This is a genomic window from Pseudomonas sp. 05N432 (assembly GCF_056396945.1).
The window spans coordinates 40,324-61,298 of record NZ_JBFTMM010000023.1 but is presented as its reverse complement, the minus strand read 5'-3'; the positions used below and the strand labels follow the sequence as shown (position 1 = coordinate 61,298).

18 protein-coding genes are annotated in these 20,975 nt (G+C 58.2%); 12 read left to right on the top strand and 6 right to left on the bottom strand.

Features of this window, described 5'->3' with window-relative positions:
* Positions 1–123: 123 nt before the first annotated feature.
* The 3 genes from AC1DHT_RS25835 to AC1DHT_RS25825 all read right to left on the bottom strand — a co-directional run bounded on the left by AC1DHT_RS25835 (position 124) and on the right by AC1DHT_RS25825 (position 3,836).
* On the bottom strand, positions 124–1,539 hold the full coding sequence (locus tag AC1DHT_RS25835) for an amino acid permease (RefSeq protein ID WP_427542575.1): 1,416 nt from the start codon (positions 1,537–1,539) through the stop codon (positions 124–126).
* Between the two features lie 159 nt (positions 1,540–1,698).
* Complete coding sequence (locus AC1DHT_RS25830; protein WP_427542465.1) at positions 1,699–2,751, bottom strand: ornithine cyclodeaminase; 1,053 nt, start codon at positions 2,749–2,751, stop codon at positions 1,699–1,701.
* A gap of 50 nt (positions 2,752–2,801) precedes the next feature.
* Complete coding sequence (locus AC1DHT_RS25825) at positions 2,802–3,836, bottom strand: histone deacetylase family protein (protein WP_427542468.1); 1,035 nt, start codon at positions 3,834–3,836, stop codon at positions 2,802–2,804.
* Positions 3,837–3,955: 119 nt separating this feature from the next.
* Between AC1DHT_RS25825 and AC1DHT_RS25820 the strand changes: the two genes are divergently transcribed.
* Positions 3,956–4,456 carry an Lrp/AsnC family transcriptional regulator gene (locus AC1DHT_RS25820; protein WP_103318934.1) on the top strand — a complete coding sequence of 167 codons (501 nt, stop codon included), beginning with the start codon at positions 3,956–3,958 and terminating at the stop codon, positions 4,454–4,456.
* 176 nt (positions 4,457–4,632) lie between these two features.
* On the opposite strand, the gene AC1DHT_RS25815 is transcribed toward AC1DHT_RS25820, so the two are convergent.
* Positions 4,633–6,525 (bottom strand): sigma-54-dependent Fis family transcriptional regulator, encoded by a 1,893-nt coding sequence (locus AC1DHT_RS25815; RefSeq protein WP_427542471.1) that lies wholly within the window; start codon positions 6,523–6,525, stop codon positions 4,633–4,635.
* Between the two features lie 342 nt (positions 6,526–6,867).
* On the opposite strand from AC1DHT_RS25815, the gene AC1DHT_RS25810 reads away from it, so the two are divergent.
* The 5 genes from AC1DHT_RS25810 to AC1DHT_RS25790 all read left to right on the top strand — a co-directional run bounded on the left by AC1DHT_RS25810 (position 6,868) and on the right by AC1DHT_RS25790 (position 12,240).
* A complete protein-coding gene (locus AC1DHT_RS25810; protein WP_427542474.1) occupies positions 6,868–7,968 on the top strand; it encodes an ATP-NAD kinase family protein in 1,101 nt (366 codons plus the stop codon).
* The gene (locus AC1DHT_RS25805) at positions 7,946–8,923 is read left to right on the top strand and encodes a thiamine pyrophosphate-dependent dehydrogenase E1 component subunit alpha (protein ID WP_427542477.1); all 978 of its coding nucleotides are present in this window, start codon (positions 7,946–7,948) and stop codon (positions 8,921–8,923) included. Before AC1DHT_RS25810 ends, AC1DHT_RS25805 begins: the two co-directional genes overlap by 23 nt.
* 33 nt (positions 8,924–8,956) lie before the next feature.
* Positions 8,957–9,976 (top strand): alpha-ketoacid dehydrogenase subunit beta, encoded by a 1,020-nt coding sequence (locus tag AC1DHT_RS25800; protein ID WP_427542480.1) that lies wholly within the window; start codon positions 8,957–8,959, stop codon positions 9,974–9,976.
* On the top strand, positions 9,973–11,085 hold the full coding sequence (locus tag AC1DHT_RS25795) for an acetoin dehydrogenase dihydrolipoyllysine-residue acetyltransferase subunit (protein ID WP_427542483.1): 1,113 nt from the start codon (positions 9,973–9,975) through the stop codon (positions 11,083–11,085). Before AC1DHT_RS25800 ends, AC1DHT_RS25795 begins: the two co-directional genes overlap by 4 nt.
* Before the next feature lie 90 nt (positions 11,086–11,175).
* Complete coding sequence (locus AC1DHT_RS25790; protein ID WP_427542578.1) at positions 11,176–12,240, top strand: 2,3-butanediol dehydrogenase; 1,065 nt, start codon at positions 11,176–11,178, stop codon at positions 12,238–12,240.
* A 232-nt stretch (positions 12,241–12,472) separates the two neighbouring features.
* On the opposite strand, the gene AC1DHT_RS25785 is transcribed toward AC1DHT_RS25790, so the two are convergent.
* Both AC1DHT_RS25785 and AC1DHT_RS25780 read right to left on the bottom strand, forming a co-directional pair.
* Positions 12,473–12,685: a hypervirulence associated TUDOR domain-containing protein gene (locus tag AC1DHT_RS25785; RefSeq protein WP_123581587.1), complete on the bottom strand. Its 213-nt coding sequence runs from the start codon at positions 12,683–12,685 to the stop codon at positions 12,473–12,475.
* Between the two features lie 24 nt (positions 12,686–12,709).
* Positions 12,710–15,034, bottom strand: coding sequence for a nitric-oxide reductase large subunit (locus tag AC1DHT_RS25780; protein ID WP_427542486.1), 2,325 nt, complete (start codon positions 15,032–15,034; stop codon positions 12,710–12,712).
* A gap of 305 nt (positions 15,035–15,339) precedes the next feature.
* Between AC1DHT_RS25780 and AC1DHT_RS25775 the strand changes: the two genes are divergently transcribed.
* The 6 genes from AC1DHT_RS25775 (at position 15,340) to AC1DHT_RS25750 (ending at position 20,777) form a co-directional block, all read left to right on the top strand.
* On the top strand, positions 15,340–16,047 hold the full coding sequence (locus tag AC1DHT_RS25775; protein ID WP_427542489.1) for a succinate dehydrogenase iron-sulfur subunit: 708 nt from the start codon (positions 15,340–15,342) through the stop codon (positions 16,045–16,047).
* Positions 16,048–16,128: 81 nt separating this feature from the next.
* Positions 16,129–16,674 (top strand): DUF488 domain-containing protein, encoded by a 546-nt coding sequence (locus AC1DHT_RS25770; protein ID WP_427542492.1) that lies wholly within the window; start codon positions 16,129–16,131, stop codon positions 16,672–16,674.
* 207 nt (positions 16,675–16,881) lie between these two features.
* Positions 16,882–18,552 carry a glucose-6-phosphate isomerase gene (pgi, locus tag AC1DHT_RS25765; protein WP_427542494.1) on the top strand — a complete coding sequence of 557 codons (1,671 nt, stop codon included), beginning with the start codon at positions 16,882–16,884 and terminating at the stop codon, positions 18,550–18,552.
* Between the two features lie 67 nt (positions 18,553–18,619).
* Positions 18,620–19,648, top strand: a complete 1,029-nt coding sequence (locus tag AC1DHT_RS25760) for a class I fructose-bisphosphate aldolase (RefSeq protein WP_427542497.1) — start codon at positions 18,620–18,622, stop codon at positions 19,646–19,648.
* A complete protein-coding gene (locus tag AC1DHT_RS25755; protein WP_427542500.1) occupies positions 19,645–20,247 on the top strand; it encodes a histidine phosphatase family protein in 603 nt (200 codons plus the stop codon). Before AC1DHT_RS25760 ends, AC1DHT_RS25755 begins: the two co-directional genes overlap by 4 nt.
* 371 nt (positions 20,248–20,618) lie before the next feature.
* Positions 20,619–20,777, top strand: a complete 159-nt coding sequence (locus AC1DHT_RS25750; RefSeq protein ID WP_427542503.1) for a DUF3309 family protein — start codon at positions 20,619–20,621, stop codon at positions 20,775–20,777.
* The last annotated feature ends 198 nt before the right edge of the window (positions 20,778–20,975 follow it).

Sequence of the window (20,975 nt, the reverse complement as noted above, 5' to 3'; positions counted from 1 at the left end):
CCTGCTGGGCAGACAGAGAGCTTTTATTGCCCCGCCGCGTCGAGATAGAGGGGAAGGGTGCGCAGCAAATCCCGCATTGCGCTCAAGCTTACTGCGTCGGCACCTAAAGGCAGCAGGTGAACATCAGCTGTACTGATTGGCCGAACCAGCAGCGGATCGTTGCTTCCTGGAATGGGTCAGCTGATAAGCAATGGCCAGCCAAATGAACCACCCTGGCATGACCAGTAGGGCAATACGAGTGTCAGGTCTTAATGCCAGCAGGCAGAGTACAAATCCCAGGAACGTCAACGAAAACCAGGCCATCGGCACGCCGCCAGGCATCTTGTAGACCGATTTCGCATGCAGGTCGGGTCGGCTTTTACGATAGGCAATGTACGACGCGAGGATGGTCGACCAAGTGAAAATCACCAGGATTGCCGACACGGTAGAGACGATGGTAAACGCTGTCATGACCTCCGGAACGATGAACAGCAGTAGTACACCCACCAGCATCAACAGTGTGGTAAACGCCAGGCTCAGCAGAGGCACGCTATTACCCGACAAGCGCCGGAAAATCCCGGGAGCATTGTCGTGACTGGCCAGTCCAAACAGCATGCGACTGGATGAAAATACGCCACTGTTGGCCGATGAGGCGGCAGACGTCAGCACCACAAAGTTGACGATACCTGCTGCTGCGGGAAACCCTGCAACCAGAAACAGTTCAACGAAAGGGCTCTTGTTGGGCGAAACCTGTTGCCAGGAAGTCACCGCAATAATGCAGGCCAGCGCCAGCACATAAAACAGGATGATTCTTAGCGGAATCGAGTTGATGGCTTTAGGCAGAGTCTTCTCGGGGGAGCGAGTTTCGGCGGCAGCAGTACCGATCAGTTCGGTGCCGGCAAAGGAGAAGATCGCCATCTGGAATCCGGCAAAGAAACCGAACAGGCCGTTGGGGAAGGCTGCCTGTTTATCCAGCAGGTGGTTCAGGGACGCAGTAACGCCACTGGGGGATACAAAGGAGCTGGCAATCATCACCAGGCTAACGCCAATCAGGGTGACGACGGCAATGATTTTGATGATCGCGAACCAGAACTCCACTTCACCAAAAAGCCTGACGGTCAGTACGTTCAAGGCGAACAGCGTCATTAACATACCGATGGCCGGGATCCAGGCGGGTACATCGGGGAACCAGTACTGAAAGAATCCGCCGACCACTACGGCATCACCCACCACCGCGACGCTCCAGCTCAGCCAGTACGACCAGCCGAGGAAAAATGCCGCTCGCGGGCCCAGGTAGGCACCGGCGAAATCCGCGAAGGTTTTGAATTTCAAGTTGGAGAGCAACAGTTCGCCCATGGCGCGCATGACGAAGTAGACGAACATCCCGATGATCATATAAATCAGGATGATCGACGTGCCGGAGAGGGCAATGATCTTTCCGGAACCCATAAACAGACCTGTACCGATGGCTCCTCCCATGGCCATTAACTGAATGTGACGATTGCTGAGCGTGCGCTGCAGCGCGGGTTGTTCAACCCGCTCGGACGAAGTTGATTTCATTACAAAACCTCTTGATTTTATGTTTTTGAGTTTTGGCAGAAAGTGGGTGTCTAGCGTTGTTGTTAGAGATGCAACGGCTACCGACGGTGGTGGTTTTTGGGGTTTACAGGATGGTGAGTGGCCTCTTGGCACGCTGTTCGGAGGCATCACCCACGGTTATCAGTTGGCGGTGCGCAGACGCGCCGGTTCAGCGGGTTGCTGATCAAGCAGTTGGTAAAGGTCTTTTATGTTAGCGGGGGTCGGCACTAGATGGATGCGCTCGCCGATCTCGTGCTCTCGCGCAAGGTCGTGCAGGTAGCGCAGTGACGAAAAATCTTCGAGAGCAAAACCCACCGAATCGAACACGGTGACTTGGGCGTCATTCTCGCGCCCCGGAATTTCGCCCAGCACAATGCGGAAAAACTCGACGACGGGCGAGTCGGCTTCCAGTTGTTGAATATCGCCTTCAATCCGGGTTTGCGGTTCAAATTCAACGATGATCCGGGCGTTGCGCAGGATCTCGGCGTGCAGTTCGGTTTTCCCCGGGCAGTCACCACCGACAGCGTTGATATGCATGCCGGGTTCGATCATCTCGGGCGTCAGAATCGTTGCATAAGTTTTGTCGGCGGTGACTGTAGTGACAATGTGCGCGCCCTTGACCGCTTCCTGTACGGAGGTGGACAGAATCACTTCGATACCCGGGAATGCCGACAGGTTGTGCTTCAACTTGAGTGACGCGTCACGATCAATATCGAAAATGCGGATTTCCCTGATCGACAGCATTTCGTGGAAGGCGAGGGCCTGAAATTCGCTTTGAGCGCCGTTGCCGATGATTGCCATGATGCTTGCACCAGGGCGTGCCAAGGACTGCGCGACCAGTGCGGATGTCGCGGCGGTGCGCACGGCAGTAGTCAGCGTCAATTCACTGAGCAACGTTGGATAGCCACTGTAGACATCGGCGAGAACACCGAAAGCCATGACGGTCAGCAAGTCCCTTTGGCCATTGCCCGGGTGACCATTCACGTATTTGAACGAGTACTGTTGGCCATCGTCGGTGGGCATCAACTCGATCACACCGTCGGCGGAATGATTGGCGGTGCGGGGCGACTTATCAAACTGCGCCCAGCGTGAATAGTCAGCTTCGATGTATGTGGCCATCTCGCGGATTGCCCGACGGATACCCACCTTGGCGAACAGGCGTGCGGAATGATCGACATCGATAAAGAGAGTCATGTTTTTATTTTCCGATTCAGTAGTTGAAATGCTGTAGGGCAGGGGATGGCTCAGGCGCGTTTGCTCTCAAAGCCATGCAGTACGTTGACTGCATTGATCCCGATTTCATCGACCATGTAGCCGCCTTCCATCACGAACAGGGTGGGGCAGCCAACGCCTGCTATCAGTTCGCCGATGCCGATGAAGTCTTCGCTTTCCAGCAGGAAGTGGCTGATCGGGTCGTCCTTGAACGTGTCGACGCCGAGTGAAATAACCAGCACTTCAGGGGCGAATTGCTGGAGTTTCTTGCAGGCGTGGAGCAGGGCATTGCGGTAGCTTTCCCAAGTGGTGTTCTTCGGCAGCGGATAGTTCAGGTTGTAACCTTCGCCGTAGCCTGTGCCGACTTCGTGGCTGAAGCCTGAGTAGTACGGATAGGACACCGTCGGCTCACCGTGTAGCGAGACAAACATGACGTCACTGCGCCCGTAGAAAATGTTTTGGGTGCCGTTGCCGTGATGAAAGTCAACGTCCAGTACCGCGACACGTTTGGCACCTTGGGTAATGGCCTGTTGTGCAGCAATGGCGGCGTTGTTGAGATAGCAATAGCCGCCCATGTATTCACGCGCTGCGTGATGGCCGGGCGGACGGCACAGGGCAAAGGCACTGTCGTGGCCTTCATCGATCAGCGCCAGGCCGGTGAGGGCGATGTCTGCACTGGTTTTTGCCGCTTGCCAAGTGGTGGCGGTAATCGGGGAACCGGCGTCCATGGCGTAGAAACCGAGCTTGCCGTCGATGAACGTCGGGACTTGCTCGTTGGACAGGTCGCGTACTGGCCATACCAGCGGCAGGGCATCGTGGGTCCGTCCAGTCGCGCACCATTCTGACCAGGCGCTTTCCAGAAAACTGACGTAGCGCTCGCTGTGCGCATTGACGTAACACGACCGGTCAAATATTCGCGGTTCGACGATCTGGCCAAGGCCTACCTGCTTGACGCGGTTATGGACAGTATCGGCCCGACTGGGCCGTTCGAACGACGGCTTGAGCACTCCGTCTTTCAATTCGGTGCCGTGGTGCAAGCGATGGGAATCACTGAAAACTGTAAACATTCTGCGCATCCGTTAATGTGAGCCAGTGCAAATATTCTGTTCCGGCCGGGACGCGCTTTCTTTGCTTTGTTTTCGTGGTTTGCTAGATTATTCGGGCGTTTTGACTCAGGAATGGCGTAATGCAGAAAAAATCATCCAAACGCATCAGCCTCGACGAGACCGACCTGGCGATACTCACGTTGCTGCAGGAAGATGCGAGCATTTCCAACGCCGAGCTCAGTGAGCGTCTGTCGTTAAGCCTGACGCCTTGCTGGCGACGGCGTAAGAGAATGGAGGAAGCGGGGGTAATCAAGGGCTACCAGGCCAATCTTGATCGACGCATGCTAGGGCTGGACATTTTGGCGTTCGTGCACATCCGTTTTTCCACCCATGCGGATCATGCTCCGGACGCCTTCGAGGCGGTGATTGCGCAATTGCCCGAGGTGTTGTCTTGTCACAAGATCACTGGAGATGCCGATTACGTGTTGCAAGTGTTGGCAGAGGATCTTGATAGTTACAGCGACTTTATCGAGCACGTGCTCAGGCGTCAGGTAGGTATTGCATCCATTCAGTCCAGTCTGGCTTTGCGCGAGGTTAAGACCAGTAGCCGTATTGCGATACCCAAATCGCTCAAGGACTGAGCGGGCAGATGGCGTCAGGTGAGCAACTCATGGGCCGAGGTAGCGCCGGCAGACGTGCCGGACGTGTGTTTCATGCCAAGGTTTTAGCCACACCCTGACGCCTCAGTGACGAGTGCATTTCTGTTGAACGGGTCGATACGAGCGCTCATTGCAGCGGTTTGCTCGGGGAGCCAGGCTTACACCTGGCTTCTGCCAGGCATGTCGATGCCGTGCTGATGCACCCGCCGATACAGGGTTGCCCGGGAGATGCCCAAAGACTTGGCAGCGGCGGTGGGTTTCCAGCGGTGACGCACCAAGGCATCGAGCAGTGCCTGGCGCTCCGGGCTCGCGCAGCAATCAATGGTGTCGCCAGAGCGTGGGCCATCAAGTCGGTGATCTTGCAGTTGCTCGGGCAAATGGTTGACCTGAATCAGGTTTGAATCGCACACCGCACAGGCATAACGCAGCACATGTCGCAACTGGCGAACGTTACCTGGCCAGCGGTAGCCAAGCAGGCATTCCAGAGCTGCACCTGCGAGTTGCATAGGTTCTGCGCAAAGCGTCGATTCCTCATCGAGAATCCGGTTGATCAGCGCCAGCCGGTCACTGCGTTCGCGCAGCGGCGGCAACTGGAAGCGCGCTCCATTCAAACGAAAGTAGAGGTCTTCGCGAAACTCGCCCGCGGCGACCAGTCCTTCCAGATCGCGGTGGCTGGCGCAGACGACCTGAAGGTCGATCGCTTTGCGCCGTGAGGCTCCCAGAGGCGCCACTTCACCCTCGGCCAGAACCCGCAGCAGCCGGGTTTGCAAGGGCAGGGGCATGTCACCGATTTCATCGAGAAACAGAGTGCCGCCATCGGCCTGTTCCAGCAGACCTTGCATACCCTTGCTCGAGGCACCCGTGAAGGCGCCAGCGACATAGCCAAATAATTCGCTTTCGATCAGGTTCTCGGGGATCGCCGCGCAGTTTACCGCAACGAACGGCCGCTCGCGGCGCTGGCTGGCTTGGTGCAACTGACGGGCGAAGACTTCCTTGCCGGAGCCGGTCTCGCCCTGGATCAGCACCGGCAGGTTGCGGTCTTTAACCCGCACTGCAAGGCGCAGGCTTTCTTCCAGTCGCGGGTCGAGTTCGGCGGGTGTCAGTGCCAGTCGCGAAGCGTTGCGCTTCACCTGCCGTGGCACGCTGAGGCGACCATGCAATTGCGTGTGGCCACCCTGGCTGTGCAACAGACATAGCGACTCGTCACTGATCCGATGCAGCAACTGCTGATCAAACACTTGGCCAATATGTTCCGGCAGTTGACCAAAACTGTGCAACAACCATTGCCGCGCAGCCGGGTTCAGCGCCTGCAAACAACCGTCGTTGTCCCAGGCGAGCAAGTAATCGGGTTGACTGTCGACATAGCCTGGGCTGCTGTGGGCTCGCAGCACCCAGTAACCCTGGGCGCTGCTCATGAAAAATGCCTGTTCGATTTCACGCGCGCTCTGCACCACCATCTGCCGGATCAGGTGTTGAGAGCGGCGGTCGTCGGGTGAGCGCACCGCCGAAACGTCGAGCACCCCGAGCAGTTCGCCCTTGGGGTCGAAGACCGGCGCCGCCGAGCAGGTGAGTCCGATAAACGCGGCGCGAAAATGATCGCGTTTGTGAACAGTGACCGGCGTTCGCGCGGTCAGTACCGCCGCCACGCCACACGTACCTTCTTCACCTTCCGACCAGCAAGTGCCCAGGTAAAGACCGGCCTTGCGGCAGTCATTGCGGATGGAGGTTTCGACGCGGTAGTCGATGGTCTGGCCCTGAGCGTCTGTGAGCAGGACGCAGTAGTCGGCATCGCGGACCCGACCGTGGAGGCGGGCGACTTCTTCACTGGCGATGCGCAAGAATAACTCGGAGCGCTCGCGGCATTCCTGCAGCACGTTCTGCGAGAGGATCCGTGGTCCTTGTAGCGAACCGGGATCCAGGTGGTGTTGCTCCATGGAGCGGCGCCAGGAGTCGAGAATCAAGTCCGACACAGGCAACTGCGGCAGGTGCCCGGCATTCTTCAAAACACGGCTGACGCAATCCACATGCGCCTTTGAGTGTGCGGAAAGCATTAAGGCCTCCGGTTCCATCTTCTTTTAGTTGTGCGGCTATTAAGCGCCGTTCATTGACCGCAGACAAGCGTCGGGTCAACCGGGGCTGGCGGTGAGACGCGATGTCTCACGGTCTCGCCGCCACCTCGTGCAGCCTGACATCACGCGTTTCATTCGGATTTGATTTCGGCCACCCCGGGGGCCCATCGGACCGCTCTACGACGGGGTTGTGCAGGTGTTTTTGCGAATCTGGCACTGGCCTTGCTCTCGCTCTGGCAACCAGCCTGACTGGCAACCCAATAATAAAAAGAGGTGCCCGATGTCCTGCCGAAATCCTTTTCCTGCTCTGCCCGTGGTGGCGTCATGAGTCGTGCGCCGCTGACCGTAGGTATCATTACCAATCCGGCATCCGGCCGGGACGTGCGGCGCCTGACCGCCAACGCCGGGTTGTTTTCCAGCACCGACAAGGTCTCGGTGATCCAGCGCTTGCTGGCAGCCTTTGGCGCCACGGGTGTCGAACGGGTGCTGATGCCCACAGACATGACCGGCATCGCCGCCGCCGTGCTGAAAAACAGCCACGGCCGCCAGGCTCGCAGCAGTCACTGGCCAGTCCTTGAGTTCCTCGACCTGACCCTGCGCCAAAGTGTCGAGGATACCCGTCACGCGGCCCGCTGGATGGCCGAACGCGGCGTTGCGCTGATCGCCGTGCTGGGCGGCGACGGTACTCACAAGGCGGTGGCCGCTGAAGTCGGCGACATTCCGCTGCTGACGCTGTCCACCGGCACCAACAACGCCTTTCCGGAACTGCGTGAAGCCACCAGCGCCGGGTTGGCCGGCGGGCTGTTTGTCAGTGGGCGGATCCCGCTCGAGATCGCTTTGCGCCGCAATAAACGCTTGTTGGTGCGTGAGCCGAGTCGTGGCCTGTGCGAGATGGCCCTGGTGGACGTGGCGGTGTCCTCGTTGCCCTTCGTCGGCGCACGGGCCATCAGTCGCGGGGGCGATCTGGCCGAGGTGTTTGTGACCTTCGCCGAACCTCAGTCCATTGGCATCTCGGCCCTTTGCGGCTTGTGGTTTCCCGTATCGCGTCAGGCTCCGGGTGGGGCCTGGATGCGCCTCGATGCGCAATCTCCGAAAGCGCTGCTGGTGCCTCTGGCTCCCGGCCTGCTGCAAGGCTGCGGCGTACTTGCTGCAGGAAGCCTTGAACCCGGTGTCGCCCATCGTCTGTGCCTGGCCAGCGGAACCCTCGCTCTGGATGGCGAGCGCGAGATCGAATTCAACACCCATGACCGGCCCACCGTCACCCTCGATTTCAGCGGTCCGCTCAGCATCGATGTCAATGTGGTCCTGGACTATGCAGCGCAACAGCGACTTCTGGCCATCGGCCGTAAACACCCGCAACACCCTCTGAACCTCTCATCTCAAGACACCCTGGAGAATAAAAATGTCGACACAGCTAACCGCTGATCAATTGCTGCATGCCTATCAGGTGATGCGCACCATCCGCGTCTTTGAAGAGCGCCTGCACGTGGAATTCGCCACCGGTGAGATTCCCGGTTTTGTCCATCTGTATGCCGGCGAAGAGGCCTCGGCCGCCGGGGTCATGGCTCATTTGAAGGATGACGATTGCATTGCCTCCAACCACCGTGGTCACGGCCACTGCATCGCCAAAGGCGTCGATGTGGACGGGATGATGGCCGAGATCTACGGCAAGAAAACCGGGGTCTGCCAAGGCAAGGGTGGCTCCATGCACATCGCCGATTTCGAGAAGGGCATGCTCGGTGCCAATGGCATTGTGGGGGCCGGTGCGCCGCTGGTCGTGGGCGCGGCCCTGGCCGCCAAACTCAAGGGCACCGACAGTGTTGCGGTGGTGTTCTTTGGTGACGGCGGCTCCAACGAAGGGGCGGTGTTCGAAGCGATGAACATGGCCTCGGTATGGAATCTGCCGTGCCTGTTCATTGCCGAGAACAACGGTTACGCCGAAGCCACGGCTTCCAACTGGTCGGTGGCCTGCGATCACATCGCCGACCGCGCTGCCGGTTTCGGCATGCCCGGGGTCACGGTGGACGGCTTCGACTTCTTCGCCGTTCACGAAGCCGCCGGTGCCGCAGTGGAGCGGGCCAGGGCCGGGGAGGGGCCATCGCTGATCGAGGTCAAGCTGACTCGCTATTACGGTCACTTTGAGGGCGACGCCCAGACCTATCGGGCGCCGGACGAGGTCAAGCATTTCCGCGAGCACAACGACTGCTTGATGCAGTTCCGCGAACGCATCATCCGTGCCGGGCGGGCGCAGGCCAGCCAGTTGGACCAGATCGACAGCGAGGTGGAGCTGCTGATCGAGAACGCCGTGCTCAAGGCCAAGTCCGCCCCCAAGCCGAGCGCGGCCGATCTGCTCTCCGACGTCTACGTTTCCTATCCCTGAACGCCCCCTATAACAAGAATCGAGACCTTCATCATGGCGAGAAAAATCAGTTATCAGCAGGCAATCAACGAAGCTCTGGCCCAGGAAATGCGCCGCGATCCCAGCGTGTTCATCATGGGTGAGGACGTCGCCGGCGGTGCCGGTGCCCCCGGTGAAAACGACGCCTGGGGCGGGGTGCTGGGCGTGACCAAGGGCCTCTATCACCAATTCCCAGGACGAGTGCTGGACACGCCATTGTCGGAGTTGGGCTATGTCGGTGCTGCAGTGGGCGCCGCGACCTGTGGCGTGCGCCCGGTATGTGAATTGATGTTCGTCGACTTCGCCGGTTGCTGCCTGGACCAGATCCTCAATCAGGCAGCCAAGTTTCGCTACATGTTCGGCGGCAAGGCCTCCACGCCACTGGTGATCCGCACGATGGTCGGTGCCGGGTTGCGGGCCGCTGCCCAGCACTCGCAAATGCTGACCTCGTTGTGGACCCACATTCCAGGGCTGAAAGTKGTCTGCCCGTCRTCMCCTTATGACGCCAAGGGTTTGCTTATCCAGGCAATCCGCGACAACGACCCGGTGATCTTCTGTGAACACAAAATGCTCTACAGCATGCAGGGTGAAGTACCGGAAGAGCTCTATACCATCCCCTTCGGCGAAGCCAACTTCCTGCGTGATGGCAAGGATGTGACGCTGGTCTCCTATGGTCGCACGGTCAACACCGCGATGGACGCCGCGCGCAATTTGTCCGCGCGCGGCATCGACTGCGAGGTGATCGACCTGCGCACCACCAGCCCGCTGGACGAAGACAGTATTTTGGAAAGTGTGGAGAAGACCGGACGCCTGGTGGTCATCGACGAAGCCAACCCGCGTTGCTCCATGGCTACTGATATTTCGGCTTTGGTGGCGCAAAAAGCATTTGCCTCGCTCAAGGCGCCGATCGAGATGGTGACTGCACCGCACACGCCGGTACCGTTCTCCGATGCCCTGGAAGACCTCTACATTCCCGACGCGGCGAAGATCGAAAGCGCCGTGCTCAAGTTGATCGAGTGGAGCAAGCGTTCATGAGCCAGATCCATACCTTGACCATGCCCAAGTGGGGCCTGTCCATGACCGAGGGCCGGGTCGATGCCTGGCTCAAGGAGGAAGGCCAGGTCATCGCCAAGGGTGACGAAGTGCTGGACGTCGAAACCGACAAAATCTCCAGCAGTGTCGAGGCGCCTTTTTCCGGGGTGCTTCGTCGGCAGATCGCCCGCCAGGATGAAACCCTCGCGGTGGGTGCGTTGCTCGGCATCGTGGTCGACGGCGAGGCCAGCGAGGTCGAGATCGATGCAGTCGTCGAGCAGTTTCAGGCCACGTTCGTGCCTGGGGACGGCGCCGAGGAGGACCGCGGGCCGAAGCCGCAAAAAGTCGAGCTGGACGGGCGTTTGATCCGTTACTTCGAACGCGGCGAAGGCGGGGTGCCGTTGGTGCTGGTGCACGGTTTTGGCGGTGACCTGAACAACTGGATGTTCAATCATGAAGCATTGGCCGCCGGGCGCCGGGTGGTTGCCCTGGACCTGCCGGGCCATGGCGAGTCTACCAAGCAGCTTGAGCGCGGAGACCTGGATGAGCTGAGCGGCGTAGTGCTGGCACTGCTTGATCACCTGGACATTCCCGCAGCGCATCTGGTGGGGCATTCCATGGGCGGAGCGGTGTCGCTGAACATTGCGCGTCTGGAACCGCAGCGGGTACGGTCCTTGATCTTGATCGGCAGCGCTGGTCTGGGGGAGGGCATCAACGGCGATTACCTGGAAGGTTTTGTCGAGGCTGCCAACCGCAATGCCCTCAAGCCACAGTTGGTGAAACTGTTCTCCAATCCCGAGCTGGTCAACCGGCAGATGCTCGAAGACATGCTCAAGTACAAGCGCCTGGAAGGAGTGGGCGCGGCCCTGCGCCTGCTGGTATCAGGCGTGTTCAAAGACGGATCGCAACAGCTCGATCTGCGCGGCGTGGTGCAGGACGGCCAGCAGCCAGTGTTGCTGATCTGGGGCAGTGACGACGCGATTATTCCGGCGAACCACAGCGCCGGGCTTAAGGCCCAGGTCGAGGTACTGCCAGGTCAGGCGCACATGGTGCAGATGGAAGCGGCCGAGCAAGTCAATCGATTGATTCTGGACTTTGTGCAACAGCACTGACGCCCCTCCTGGCGACCTCTCGCGGGGTGCCAGGAGCAACTATTTCAAGGAGATTTCGCGATGAGCCTTTCAAACAATCCGCAACGCAGTATGCGTGCCGCTGTCTGGCACGGCCGCCACGATATCCGTGTCGAAGACGTTCCGCTACCAATAGCGCCACCTGCCGGCTGGGTGCAGATCCGCGTGCAGTGGTGCGGCATTTGTGGGTCCGATCTGCATGAGTACGTGGCTGGGCCGGTGTTCATACCGGTTGACGCACCACACCCACTGACCGGGATCAAGGGCCAGTGCATTCTCGGTCATGAGTTTTGTGGCGAAATCGTCGAGCTCGGTGCCGGTGTTCAGGGTTTCAACGTCGGCGAACCGGTGGCGGCCGACGCCTGCCAACATTGCGGCAGCTGCTACTACTGCACCCACGGGCTGTACAACATCTGCGAGAACCTGGCCTTCACCGGGCTGATGAATAATGGTGCCTTCGCCGAACTGGTCAACGTGCCGGCCAACCTGTTGTACAAGTTGCCGGCGAACTTTCCTGCTGAAGCGGGGGCATTGATCGAGCCCTTGGCGGTAGGCATGCACGCGGTGAAAAAAGCCGGAAGCCTGCTCGGGCAGAACGTTGTAGTCGTTGGTGCAGGCACCATTGGATTGTGCACCATCATGTGCGCCAAGGCTGCCGGTGCGGCCCAGGTGATCACTCTGGAAATGTCTGGAGCGCGCAAGGCCAAGGCCCTGGAAGTGGGGGCGACCCATGTGCTCGACCCCAATGAATGCGATGCCTTGGCTGAGGTACGGCGCCTGACGGGTGGGCTCGGGGCAGATGTCAGCTTCGAATGCATCGGCAACAAACACACGGCCAAGCTCGCGATCGATCTGATCCGCAAGGCCGGCAAGTGCGTACTGGTGGGGATCTTTGAGGAGCCCAGCGAGTTCAACTTTTTCGAGTTGGTAGCTACCGAAAAACAGGTGCTGGGTGCGCTGGCCTATAACGGCGAGTTCGCCGATGTGATCGCTTTTATCGCTGATGGCCGGCTGGACATCACTCCGCTGGTGACTGGGCGCATTCAGTTGGAGCAGATCGTGGGGCAGGGCTTCGAGGAACTGGTCAACAACAAGGAGCACAACGTCAAAATCATCGTGTCGCCCGCTCGAGTCTGAAGCGGCTGAATCGGACGATGACCCAGACTGTGTGAAAATGCATGCACGGTATTGAAGTCCCCGTTGCTATCGGATTCGGTGGTAGCCGACGGTCATCACATAGTCGCGCATCGCGGTCATTGAGTATGTCCACCGGCGGGGAATCCTGACTCTTCCTGGAAGCATCCGTCTTCCCCGCAACAGCTCCTCGCTAATGCCGTTCTTTTTGTTAGCCGAACGCAACAGGGGGGGCTCAGCTGATCTTGTGCAGCGCCGCGCCCTTATGCATCGCAATGTGTTCGGTCTTGTCGCTCTTGATTTCGTACTGCGGTTCGTCGGCACTAGCGTGGTGCGTGTAGCCCTTGTATTCGGTGTCTTTCGTATGCACCTTGATGATCGTGCCACTTACGCGGCCCGCTTCCGAATTCCAGCTCACGTGATCGCCTACCTTGAATTTTGTGACCATTTGAATGAGTTCTCCTGATGCTGTTCAAGATTTCAAAGAGACTTTCGGATCGTAGGATTCTCGTGTCGCGCGCACGCCGATGTAGGCTTTGATTGCGGCGATAACCAATGGCATCGCGCCGAAGATGATGAACACCAGGTCGCCAGGGAGACGCAGCCACTCGATCAGGCGGGCGGTGTGGGTGCCTGTATAATCCAGGCTGCGCGCATGCCAGTAACCGTGTTGCACCACATCCCATACCTGCAGCACGCCGCCGGGAAACAGGCTCAACGCTACCATCATCAGCAGGCCGATGTTGGTGCCCCAGAAACCGACCCGGATGTATTTCTCGATAACTGGCCAGCGCCCGTCATCGGTAGTCTGGCGCAGCACGAATACCATCAATGCGATTGCCAGCATGCCGAACACACCCATCATCGCAGCATGGCCGTGGTTGGGCGTGAGGATGGTACCGACCTCGTAATAGCTGATGATTGGCAGGTTAATCAGGAAACCGAACACACCTGCACCAAGGAAATTCCAGAAACCCACCGCGATCAGGAAATAGAATGTCCACTTGTGCGGTACCGCGATGGGCCGATCACTGGTATCGCGGTCGCCGCGGGTCGTGCGCACGAAATCCCAGGCATCCAGTGTCAGCAGGGTCAGCGGCACTACTTCCAGCACCGAGAACATCGCCGACATCGCCATGTTGAATTGGCTCTGGCCATTGAAATACCAGTGATGACCGGTGCCGATCAGACCACCACCGAAATACAGGATGGCGTCCAGATAGATCACCCGCAGCGCGGTGTTTCGCCGGGTCAGGCCGAGCTGGAAGAGTGTGAGTGCCACCACTGTGGTGGCGAAGAACTCGAAGAAGCCTTCTACCCATAGATGGATGATCCAGAACCGCCAAGTGTCGACAACTGTGAAGTTGGTCTTTGCGCCAAAGAACAGTGCCGGGAGATAGAACACGGGGATCGCCAGTGACGCGTACAGGAACATCCGCGCCAGCGGCCGTGCCTCCGGATTGGCCACCGTGCGTGGCCGCGCCAGCCACCACAACATGGCAAACCAGCCGAGCAGACCGACTACCAGCAGGTATTGCCAGAAACGACCGATTTCCAGGTATTCCCAGCCCTGGTCGCCGAACCAGAACCACCACTTGCCCAGCAGGTCGGACATACCCGCCCATTCGCCGAGCAGGCTCGCGCCGATCACCACGACAAACGCGGCGAACAGCAGATTGATCACCGGCACCAGCCAGCGCGGCTCGTCGGCCCGCAGCGAACGGCCCAGGAACAGCGCCGCAGCGACGTAGGCTGTAGCGATCCAGAAAATCGCCGTCTGCAGATGCCAAACCCGCAGCAGATTGCTGGGAAAGATCTTCTCCAGTTGGAAGCCGTAGAAGCTGCCGGGGTCTGCCCGGAAATGGGACACGCCGCCGCCCACCAATGTCTGTATCAGGAACAGTAGCGTCACTACCACGAAAAATTTCACCAGCGCACGCTGGCCGCGGCTGGCCTGTCCCGGAATGACCTGAGGGTGCACATGATGACCACGGTTGACCCAGCCCAGATAATCGAACTTGCCGAATACCAGCAACACCGCGCCGATGCCACCGATTAGCACCACAAGGCTCAGCGCACTCCACAGCAAGGTACCCGGAGGCGGTCGATTCCCGACGTCCGGATCGTAGGGGAAGTTATTGGTATATGAGTAATTGCTGCCTGGGCGATCGGCGACCGAAGCCCATGCCGCCCAAGTGACGAACGCGCTGAACTGGTGCAGTTCGACCGGGTCGGTAATCAGATCGGGCTTGAGGCCTCCATTGCGCGCCGGATCGTGGAAATAACTCTTCCAGCGGTCGGTCTGCTGGCGATACGCGTGCGCTTCCGGGGCGCTGAGTGATAGCGTGTCGTGCTCGGCGTCGTAGCGGTTGGTCTTCAATGTCACCGCGACCTGAGCGCGGACCGATGCCGCCTGGATCGGTGTCAGTTCGGCCATTGGCTTGGCGTATTGCTGCTGCGCCAGCGCTGAGGCGACGTCGTCACCGATCTCGTGCAGTGCCTCGGCGCCATAGTCGGGGCCGAGGTAGGCGCCATGTCCCCAGATGGTGCCATTGTCCATCAAGCCGTAACGCAGGAACAGCGCCTGGCCGTTGCTGATGTCGTCAGCGGTGAAGACGGTGGCACCGCTGGCGTCCTTGACCTGGCCCGGTATCGGCGGCGCATTGCGATAAGCCAACAGGGTGATCACCAGCAGGGCAACCAGGCCGAACACCAGCACGATCAGTACCGAGCGGACCCACCACGGCGACAGCGGAGAGTCTTCGGGTTCGTTCTTCGGTTGCGCGGCTTCGGCCATGATCCTTTTACCCCTTGACTTGGAAGTATCGTGGCGTGTCGGCGGGACTCGCTTGGAGATTCTGCAGCTTGGCGAGATTACGGCGGTGCGCTGTGACGGCTAAGTGTAGGCGACGATTCGCGTTTTCTGTCAGCGACGCTTCACCGCCCGCTCTATAGCTCGCGCGGATGCAAGTTCGTCCAGTCGTCATTAACGTCTATGCTCCATGTGAGGAGTTCTCCTGAGCGACCGGATGTGGTCGCCGGGCGCTTGCCGGATCAAGGCACTGTTCACGCTCGTCGTAATCGGTAGAGGAGAAAAGAGCTGTGATCGAAGTACAGGTCTATCGCTACCACCCGGAACAAGATCGCTCGCCCTGGATGCAGTCGTTGTCGTTGCCCGAGGAGTTCCGGGTGCGAATGGTGCTGGATGCGCTGGAGTTCCTGCATGAGGCAGATCAGACGCTAGTCTATCGGCGCTCCTGTCGGGAGGGGGTTTGCGGCTCGGATGGCATGAATATCAACGGCAAGAACAGGTTGGCTTGCATCACGCCGGTTTCGCAGGCCCTGGGCACGGCCAGCCTACTGATCATCAGACCTTTGCCCGGCATGCCGGTCATCCGCGATCTGGTCGTCGATCAGAGTCTCTTCTTTCAGCAGTACGAGAGTATCAAGCCATGGCTGATCAACCACGAGCCAGCACCGGCCATCGAGCGTCTCCAGTCCCCCGAAGAGCGCGCTAAGCTCGACGGGCTGTATGAATGCATCCTCTGTGGCTGCTGTTCCTCGCAATGTCCATCCTGGTGGTGGAATCCGGAAAAGTTCGTAGGTCCAGCCGGGCTGTTGCAAGCATGGCGTTTCATCACCGACAGCCGCGATCAGGCCACGGCGCAACGGCTAGAGCGGCTGGAGGACCCGTTCAGCTTGTTCCGTTGCCGCAGCATCGGCAACTGTTCATGGGTCTGCCCCAAGGGCCTCAATCCCATGGGGGCCATCGGAAAAATTCGCCAGGAGCTGTTCCGAAAATCCACCTAGGATGCTGGATCAACTCAATGAATCAGCTCGGCTTCCAAAGACTCTTTAGAGTGCCTTTTTTATAGGACGGATCAAAGACTGATGTTCGAAGCTCCAGTCGTTTATACAATAGGGCACTCCACCAGAACCCTTCCGGAGTTTATCGAATTACTTCAGTTCAGGAACATCGAGTGGGTCGTGGATATTCGTAGTGTGCCTCGCTCGCGAACGAATCCCCAGTTCAATCTGGATAGACTGCCGGAGGCGCTTGCCGCGCATAAAATCGGTTATATGCAAATACCGGAGCTGGGTGGATTACGAAAAAAATCCAAAACAGTGCCGCCGGATATTAACGGGTTTTGGATCAACCAAAGTTTTCATAACTATGCTGATTACGCATTGTCCGATGAATTTGAATCGGGACTCTCACGATTGTCAGCGCTCAGTCAGGACCGTCAGTGCGCGATCATGTGTGCGGAAGCCGTCTGGTGGCGTTGCCATCGTCGGATCGTTGCAGACTACCTTCTCCACCGCGGCCGGCTAGTCATTCATCTGATGGGCCGGTCCAAAGCTGAATCAGCAACAATGAATCGGGCAGCGACCCCTGCGGGGCATTCCCTTGTCTACCCGGCGCAGACTGTCGGATGAGGGGGGCCTGACATCGAGGTTGACGACGCATTCATGCCCCGTCTTCCGAGTGAGCCCGATACACATCTCTATGTGCGGCATCGTACCGATCACACGTCGGCTTTTGTGCATTCTGACTACCTTGAAAAGCGAACATCAATCTGGCGTCTCGATCGTTTTTTGCGTTGCGATTAGCTGCCGGAAACTCGCCACCACTGGCGCGCTCGAATGAGTGAGCAAGTCATGAAAGAGTCAAATGCATCGTGCTCGCCATCTCTGACACAGTGCCCTGCCTGGAAAGCGCTAGAGGTGCATTATCAGACGGTGCACAAACTGCAACTGCGACAATTGTTTGGCGACGATCCTAAACGTGGCGAGCGCTTCAGCACGCAAGCGTGCGGAATTTACCTCGATTACTCAAAAAACCGCGTCACCGATGAAACGATGCATTTGCTCCTGCGACTGGCTGAGGCGCGCGGCTTGCGCGAACGTATCGAAGCGATGTTCACGGGCCAGAAAATTAATGTGACGGAGCAACGCGCGGTGCTTCACGTCGCGCTGCGCGCACCCAAGGAGGAGCGAATTGTGATAGATGGCATCGACATCGTGCCGCAAGTACACACGATGCTCGAAAAAATGACCGATTTCGCGCGCAAAATTCGGGGTGGTGAATGGCTGGGTTTTACAGGCCTGCCGATCTGCAATGTGGTCAATATCGGTATAGGCGGCTCTGATCTCGGGCCGGTGATGGCCTATGAAGCGTTGCGCCATTACTGTCAGCGCAACCTGACATTCCGATTCATTTCGAATGTCGACAGTACTGATTTTGTCGAGGCGACACGCGATCTTGACCCGGCGGAAACGTTGTTCATTGTCTGCTCGAAAACCTTCACCACGCTCGAGACATTGACCAACGCCCATACCGCGCGCGCTTGGGTTTTAAGCAACCTTGGAAATGAGCGGGCAATAGCGAAGCATTTTGTTGCCGTTTCGACCAATACCGAGGCGGTTACCCAGTTCGGCATCGATACCCAGCATATGTTTCGCTTATGGGATTGGGATGGTGGTCGCTACTCAATGGATTCGGCAATTGGTTTGTCGACGATGCTGGCTATCGGGCCGGAAAATTTCCGCGCAATGCTGTCCGGCTTTCATGCCATGGACCAGCACTTTCGCAGCACCCCATTCGAGGACAATCTGCCGGTTCTGATGGGGTTGCTAGCCGTGTGGTACAACAATTTCTTTGGTGCTCAAACCGTCGCGGTGCTGCCCTATGAGCAATATCTGAAGCGCTTTGCGGCCTATTTGCAGCAGTTGACAATGGAAAGCAATGGTAAACAGGTCACGCTCGATGGTGCACGCGTCGATTATCCAACGGGCCCCGTCTATTGGGGTGAGCCCGGCACCAATGGCCAGCATTCGTTTTATCAACTGATCCATCAAGGTACGCCATTGATACCGTGTGACTTTATCGGTTTTTGCCAGGCATTGAACGCCTTGCAGCCGCACCACGATCTCTTGATGGCGAATCTGTTCGCCCAGACTGAGGCGCTTGCTTTCGGCAGAACGGAAGCAGAAGTCAAAGCGGCGGGAGTCCCTGACTGGCTGATACCGCATCGCGTTTTTGAAGGCAACCGTCCCACCAACACCCTGCTTGCCGAACGGCTGACGCCCGAAACATTGGGGAGTCTCGTAGCGCTTTATGAACACAGTGTCTTTACTCAAGGAACGATCTGGAACATCGATTCATTCGATCAGTGGGGCGTCGAGCTCGGCAAGTCGATGGCGCAGAAAACCCTCTCTGAGTTGACCGGCAATGCTGATCCCTTGCTAAACCATGACAGCTCGACCGCTGCGCTTATCCGACGCTACCGTCAACTCAGAGAAGGGCAATCATGACCCGATAGGTTGTTGGGCGATGAGCGTTATTGGAACGCCTGACTCCGCTCTTAACAAGGGGATGAGCATGAATGCGCAAGCGCTAATAAACACCGCAAGGACGCTGGTCACCGGCGACAAAGGGTTGCTGGCCATGGACGAAAGCAACGCCACGTGTAACCGACGCTTTGCCCAGTCAGGTATTCCCCAGACCGAGGAGGCTCGGCGCGCCTATCGGGAGCTAATTGTGACAACGCAGGGGCTCGTTCAATACATCAATGGTGCAATTCTCTACGATGAAACAATCCGTCAGCGAACAAAAAATGGCGCCTCATTTAGTAAAGCCCTGAGTGACGCGGGCATTATTCCCGGCATAAAAGTGGACATCGGTACAACAGACTTGGCCGGTTATCCTGGAGAGAAAATCACTGAGGGTTTGGACGGGTTGCGTGATCGGCTCAAAGAATACTTTCAAATGGGCGCCCGGTTTGCCAAGTGGCGCGCGGTGATCACCCTCGGCGATGACATTCCCAGCACCGGTTGCATCGAGGCCAACGCCCAGGCGCTGGCCCGGTATGCCGCGTTGTGCCAGGAGTCGGGGATGGTCCCCATCGTCGAGCCGGAAGTGCTTATGGACGGAGAACATACCCTGGAACGGTGCGCCGCAGTAACGGAGGAAGTTCTGCGAATCGTCTTCAATCAGTTGCACGCCCAACGAGTGCTGCTTGAAGGGATGCTTTTGAAGCCTAATATGGTGCTTCCCGGCTTGGCTTGCACCACACCGATAACGGTGGGCGCGGTAGCCGACTCAACCGTGAGTTGTCTCTTGCGAACCGTACCCGCCGCGGTGCCGGGCATTACGTTCTTGTCGGGGGGGCAATCGGGAAAGTTGGCTTCGGCACGATTAAATGCCATGAATGCGAAATTCAAGTCACGGCTGCCCTGGGCATTGGCATTTTCGTTTGCTCGTGCTGTCCAGCAACCGGCTTTGGAGATTTGGTGCGGTGAGGAGGCCAACGTAGTGGCAGCACAACAGGCTCTGTTACACCGGCTCAGATGTAACCACGCGGCATGCCGTGGTGAATACGACGCTGCTCTGGACGGGCTGGCCGTATGATGCCCCCCATACCCACGCCCGTGCATCTTTATCTTGTCAGACACGGCGAAACTGAATGGACGCTTTCTCGGCAGCATACGGGCCGCACGGATATTCCGTTGACCGCACGTGGCGAGAGCGAGGCGAAGAAACTTGCATCGCACCTGCTGGATATCCCATTTACCCATGTTCTGACCAGCCCATTACGACGTGCGCAACAAACCTGTGTGTTGGCGGGGCAGGGGGCGCATGCCGTAATCGTCCCGGACTTGGCGGAGTGGGACTATGGCGACTACGAAGGGCAGCGTTCAGTCGACATTCTTAAACAGCGAAAGGGCTGGAATCTTTTTCGCGATGGCTGTCCGCAGGGTGAAAGCCCTGCGCAAATTGCCCATCGCGCTGATCAGGTTATCGCCCGGCTGCGTGCGCTGGATGGCAATATTGCGCTCTTCTCTCATGGTCAATTCGCTTCCGTCCTGGCCGTGCGATGGATTGGTTTATCTGTGATAGCAGCGCAGCATTTTCCACTGGATACGGCCTCGCTCAGCATTCTCACTTATGACACTCATCACCCCGACGTGCCGGTCATCGCATTATGGAATGCGTTCTCGGATGCCTGACCTGGATCCTCTATCCAATCAACTGTAATGAGTGTCCTTGGGAACGGTGAGAAGCTTGATTTTCACTTGGATTCTCAACGGTCCGTCATTGAGCTTTAACAACTCGCTCATCATCCAAAGCCGCCAGCCTTTTCCGAGTACCAAACAGACTCGGTCCTGAACTTGTGCTCAATCCGACAACAATCGAATTGCTATGGGTACTCACCAAAGAGATCCATCGAGGCGAGGTATTGCGGTCCCTTACGGACTATGTACGTCAGCGTACAGACTGATCCCCATGAAGGTGCGCAATCTGGTATCAGTCAGTTGGCCGGGTGCTCTCTGAGTGACAGCCAGCAAGCCCGTTTTTCCATGGGTCCGAGGAGATAGTCATGAGCTTGGGCACAATTGTGGTAATCATCCTCATTCTGCTGCTGATCGGCGCTTTCCCGAGTTGGCCGCATAGCAGGAATTGGGGATACGCACCAACCGGTGGGTTGGGTATTGTGCTGGTCATCGTCATCGTGCTGCTCTTGATGGGACGGCTTTGACTGACAGGGGCCCGGCAGGACTGGACAGCGCAGCGATATCGACGCGTTCGATCCTGCGCCGGGCGTTTGGGCTGCGTTCTGAGTCACCACCATGGACTGACCACGCGCCAATACGGGAGGCGCTTTTCGGTATTGAGCGGCTTGAGCAACATGCCGCGAGCCTGGCCGTCGCCCAGCAAGTAACCCTCAGGCCACCCG

What these genes read in the sequence shown, in the direction of transcription:
- AC1DHT_RS25835 (WP_427542575.1), bottom strand. Translation starts at nt 1,539, where the DNA reads ATGAAATCAACTTCGTCCGAGCGGGTTGAACAACCCGCGCTGCAGCGC.
- AC1DHT_RS25830 (WP_427542465.1), bottom strand. Translation starts at nt 2,751, where the DNA reads ATGACTCTCTTTATCGATGTCGATCATTCCGCACGCCTGTTCGCCAAG.
- AC1DHT_RS25825 (WP_427542468.1), bottom strand. Translation starts at nt 3,836, where the DNA reads ATGTTTACAGTTTTCAGTGATTCCCATCGCTTGCACCACGGCACCGAA.
- AC1DHT_RS25820 (WP_103318934.1), top strand. Translation starts at nt 3,956, where the DNA reads ATGCAGAAAAAATCATCCAAACGCATCAGCCTCGACGAGACCGACCTG.
- AC1DHT_RS25815 (WP_427542471.1), bottom strand. Translation starts at nt 6,525, where the DNA reads ATGCTTTCCGCACACTCAAAGGCGCATGTGGATTGCGTCAGCCGTGTT.
- AC1DHT_RS25810 (WP_427542474.1), top strand. Translation starts at nt 6,868, where the DNA reads ATGAGTCGTGCGCCGCTGACCGTAGGTATCATTACCAATCCGGCATCC.
- AC1DHT_RS25805 (WP_427542477.1), top strand. Translation starts at nt 7,946, where the DNA reads ATGTCGACACAGCTAACCGCTGATCAATTGCTGCATGCCTATCAGGTG.
- AC1DHT_RS25795 (WP_427542483.1), top strand. Translation starts at nt 9,973, where the DNA reads ATGAGCCAGATCCATACCTTGACCATGCCCAAGTGGGGCCTGTCCATG.
- AC1DHT_RS25790 (WP_427542578.1), top strand. Translation starts at nt 11,176, where the DNA reads ATGCGTGCCGCTGTCTGGCACGGCCGCCACGATATCCGTGTCGAAGAC.
- AC1DHT_RS25785 (WP_123581587.1), bottom strand. Translation starts at nt 12,685, where the DNA reads ATGGTCACAAAATTCAAGGTAGGCGATCACGTGAGCTGGAATTCGGAA.
- AC1DHT_RS25780 (WP_427542486.1), bottom strand. Translation starts at nt 15,034, where the DNA reads ATGGCCGAAGCCGCGCAACCGAAGAACGAACCCGAAGACTCTCCGCTG.
- AC1DHT_RS25770 (WP_427542492.1), top strand. Translation starts at nt 16,129, where the DNA reads ATGTTCGAAGCTCCAGTCGTTTATACAATAGGGCACTCCACCAGAACC.
- pgi (WP_427542494.1), top strand. Translation starts at nt 16,882, where the DNA reads ATGAGTGAGCAAGTCATGAAAGAGTCAAATGCATCGTGCTCGCCATCT.
- AC1DHT_RS25760 (WP_427542497.1), top strand. Translation starts at nt 18,620, where the DNA reads ATGAATGCGCAAGCGCTAATAAACACCGCAAGGACGCTGGTCACCGGC.
- AC1DHT_RS25755 (WP_427542500.1), top strand. Translation starts at nt 19,645, where the DNA reads ATGATGCCCCCCATACCCACGCCCGTGCATCTTTATCTTGTCAGACAC.
- AC1DHT_RS25750 (WP_427542503.1), top strand. Translation starts at nt 20,619, where the DNA reads ATGAGCTTGGGCACAATTGTGGTAATCATCCTCATTCTGCTGCTGATC.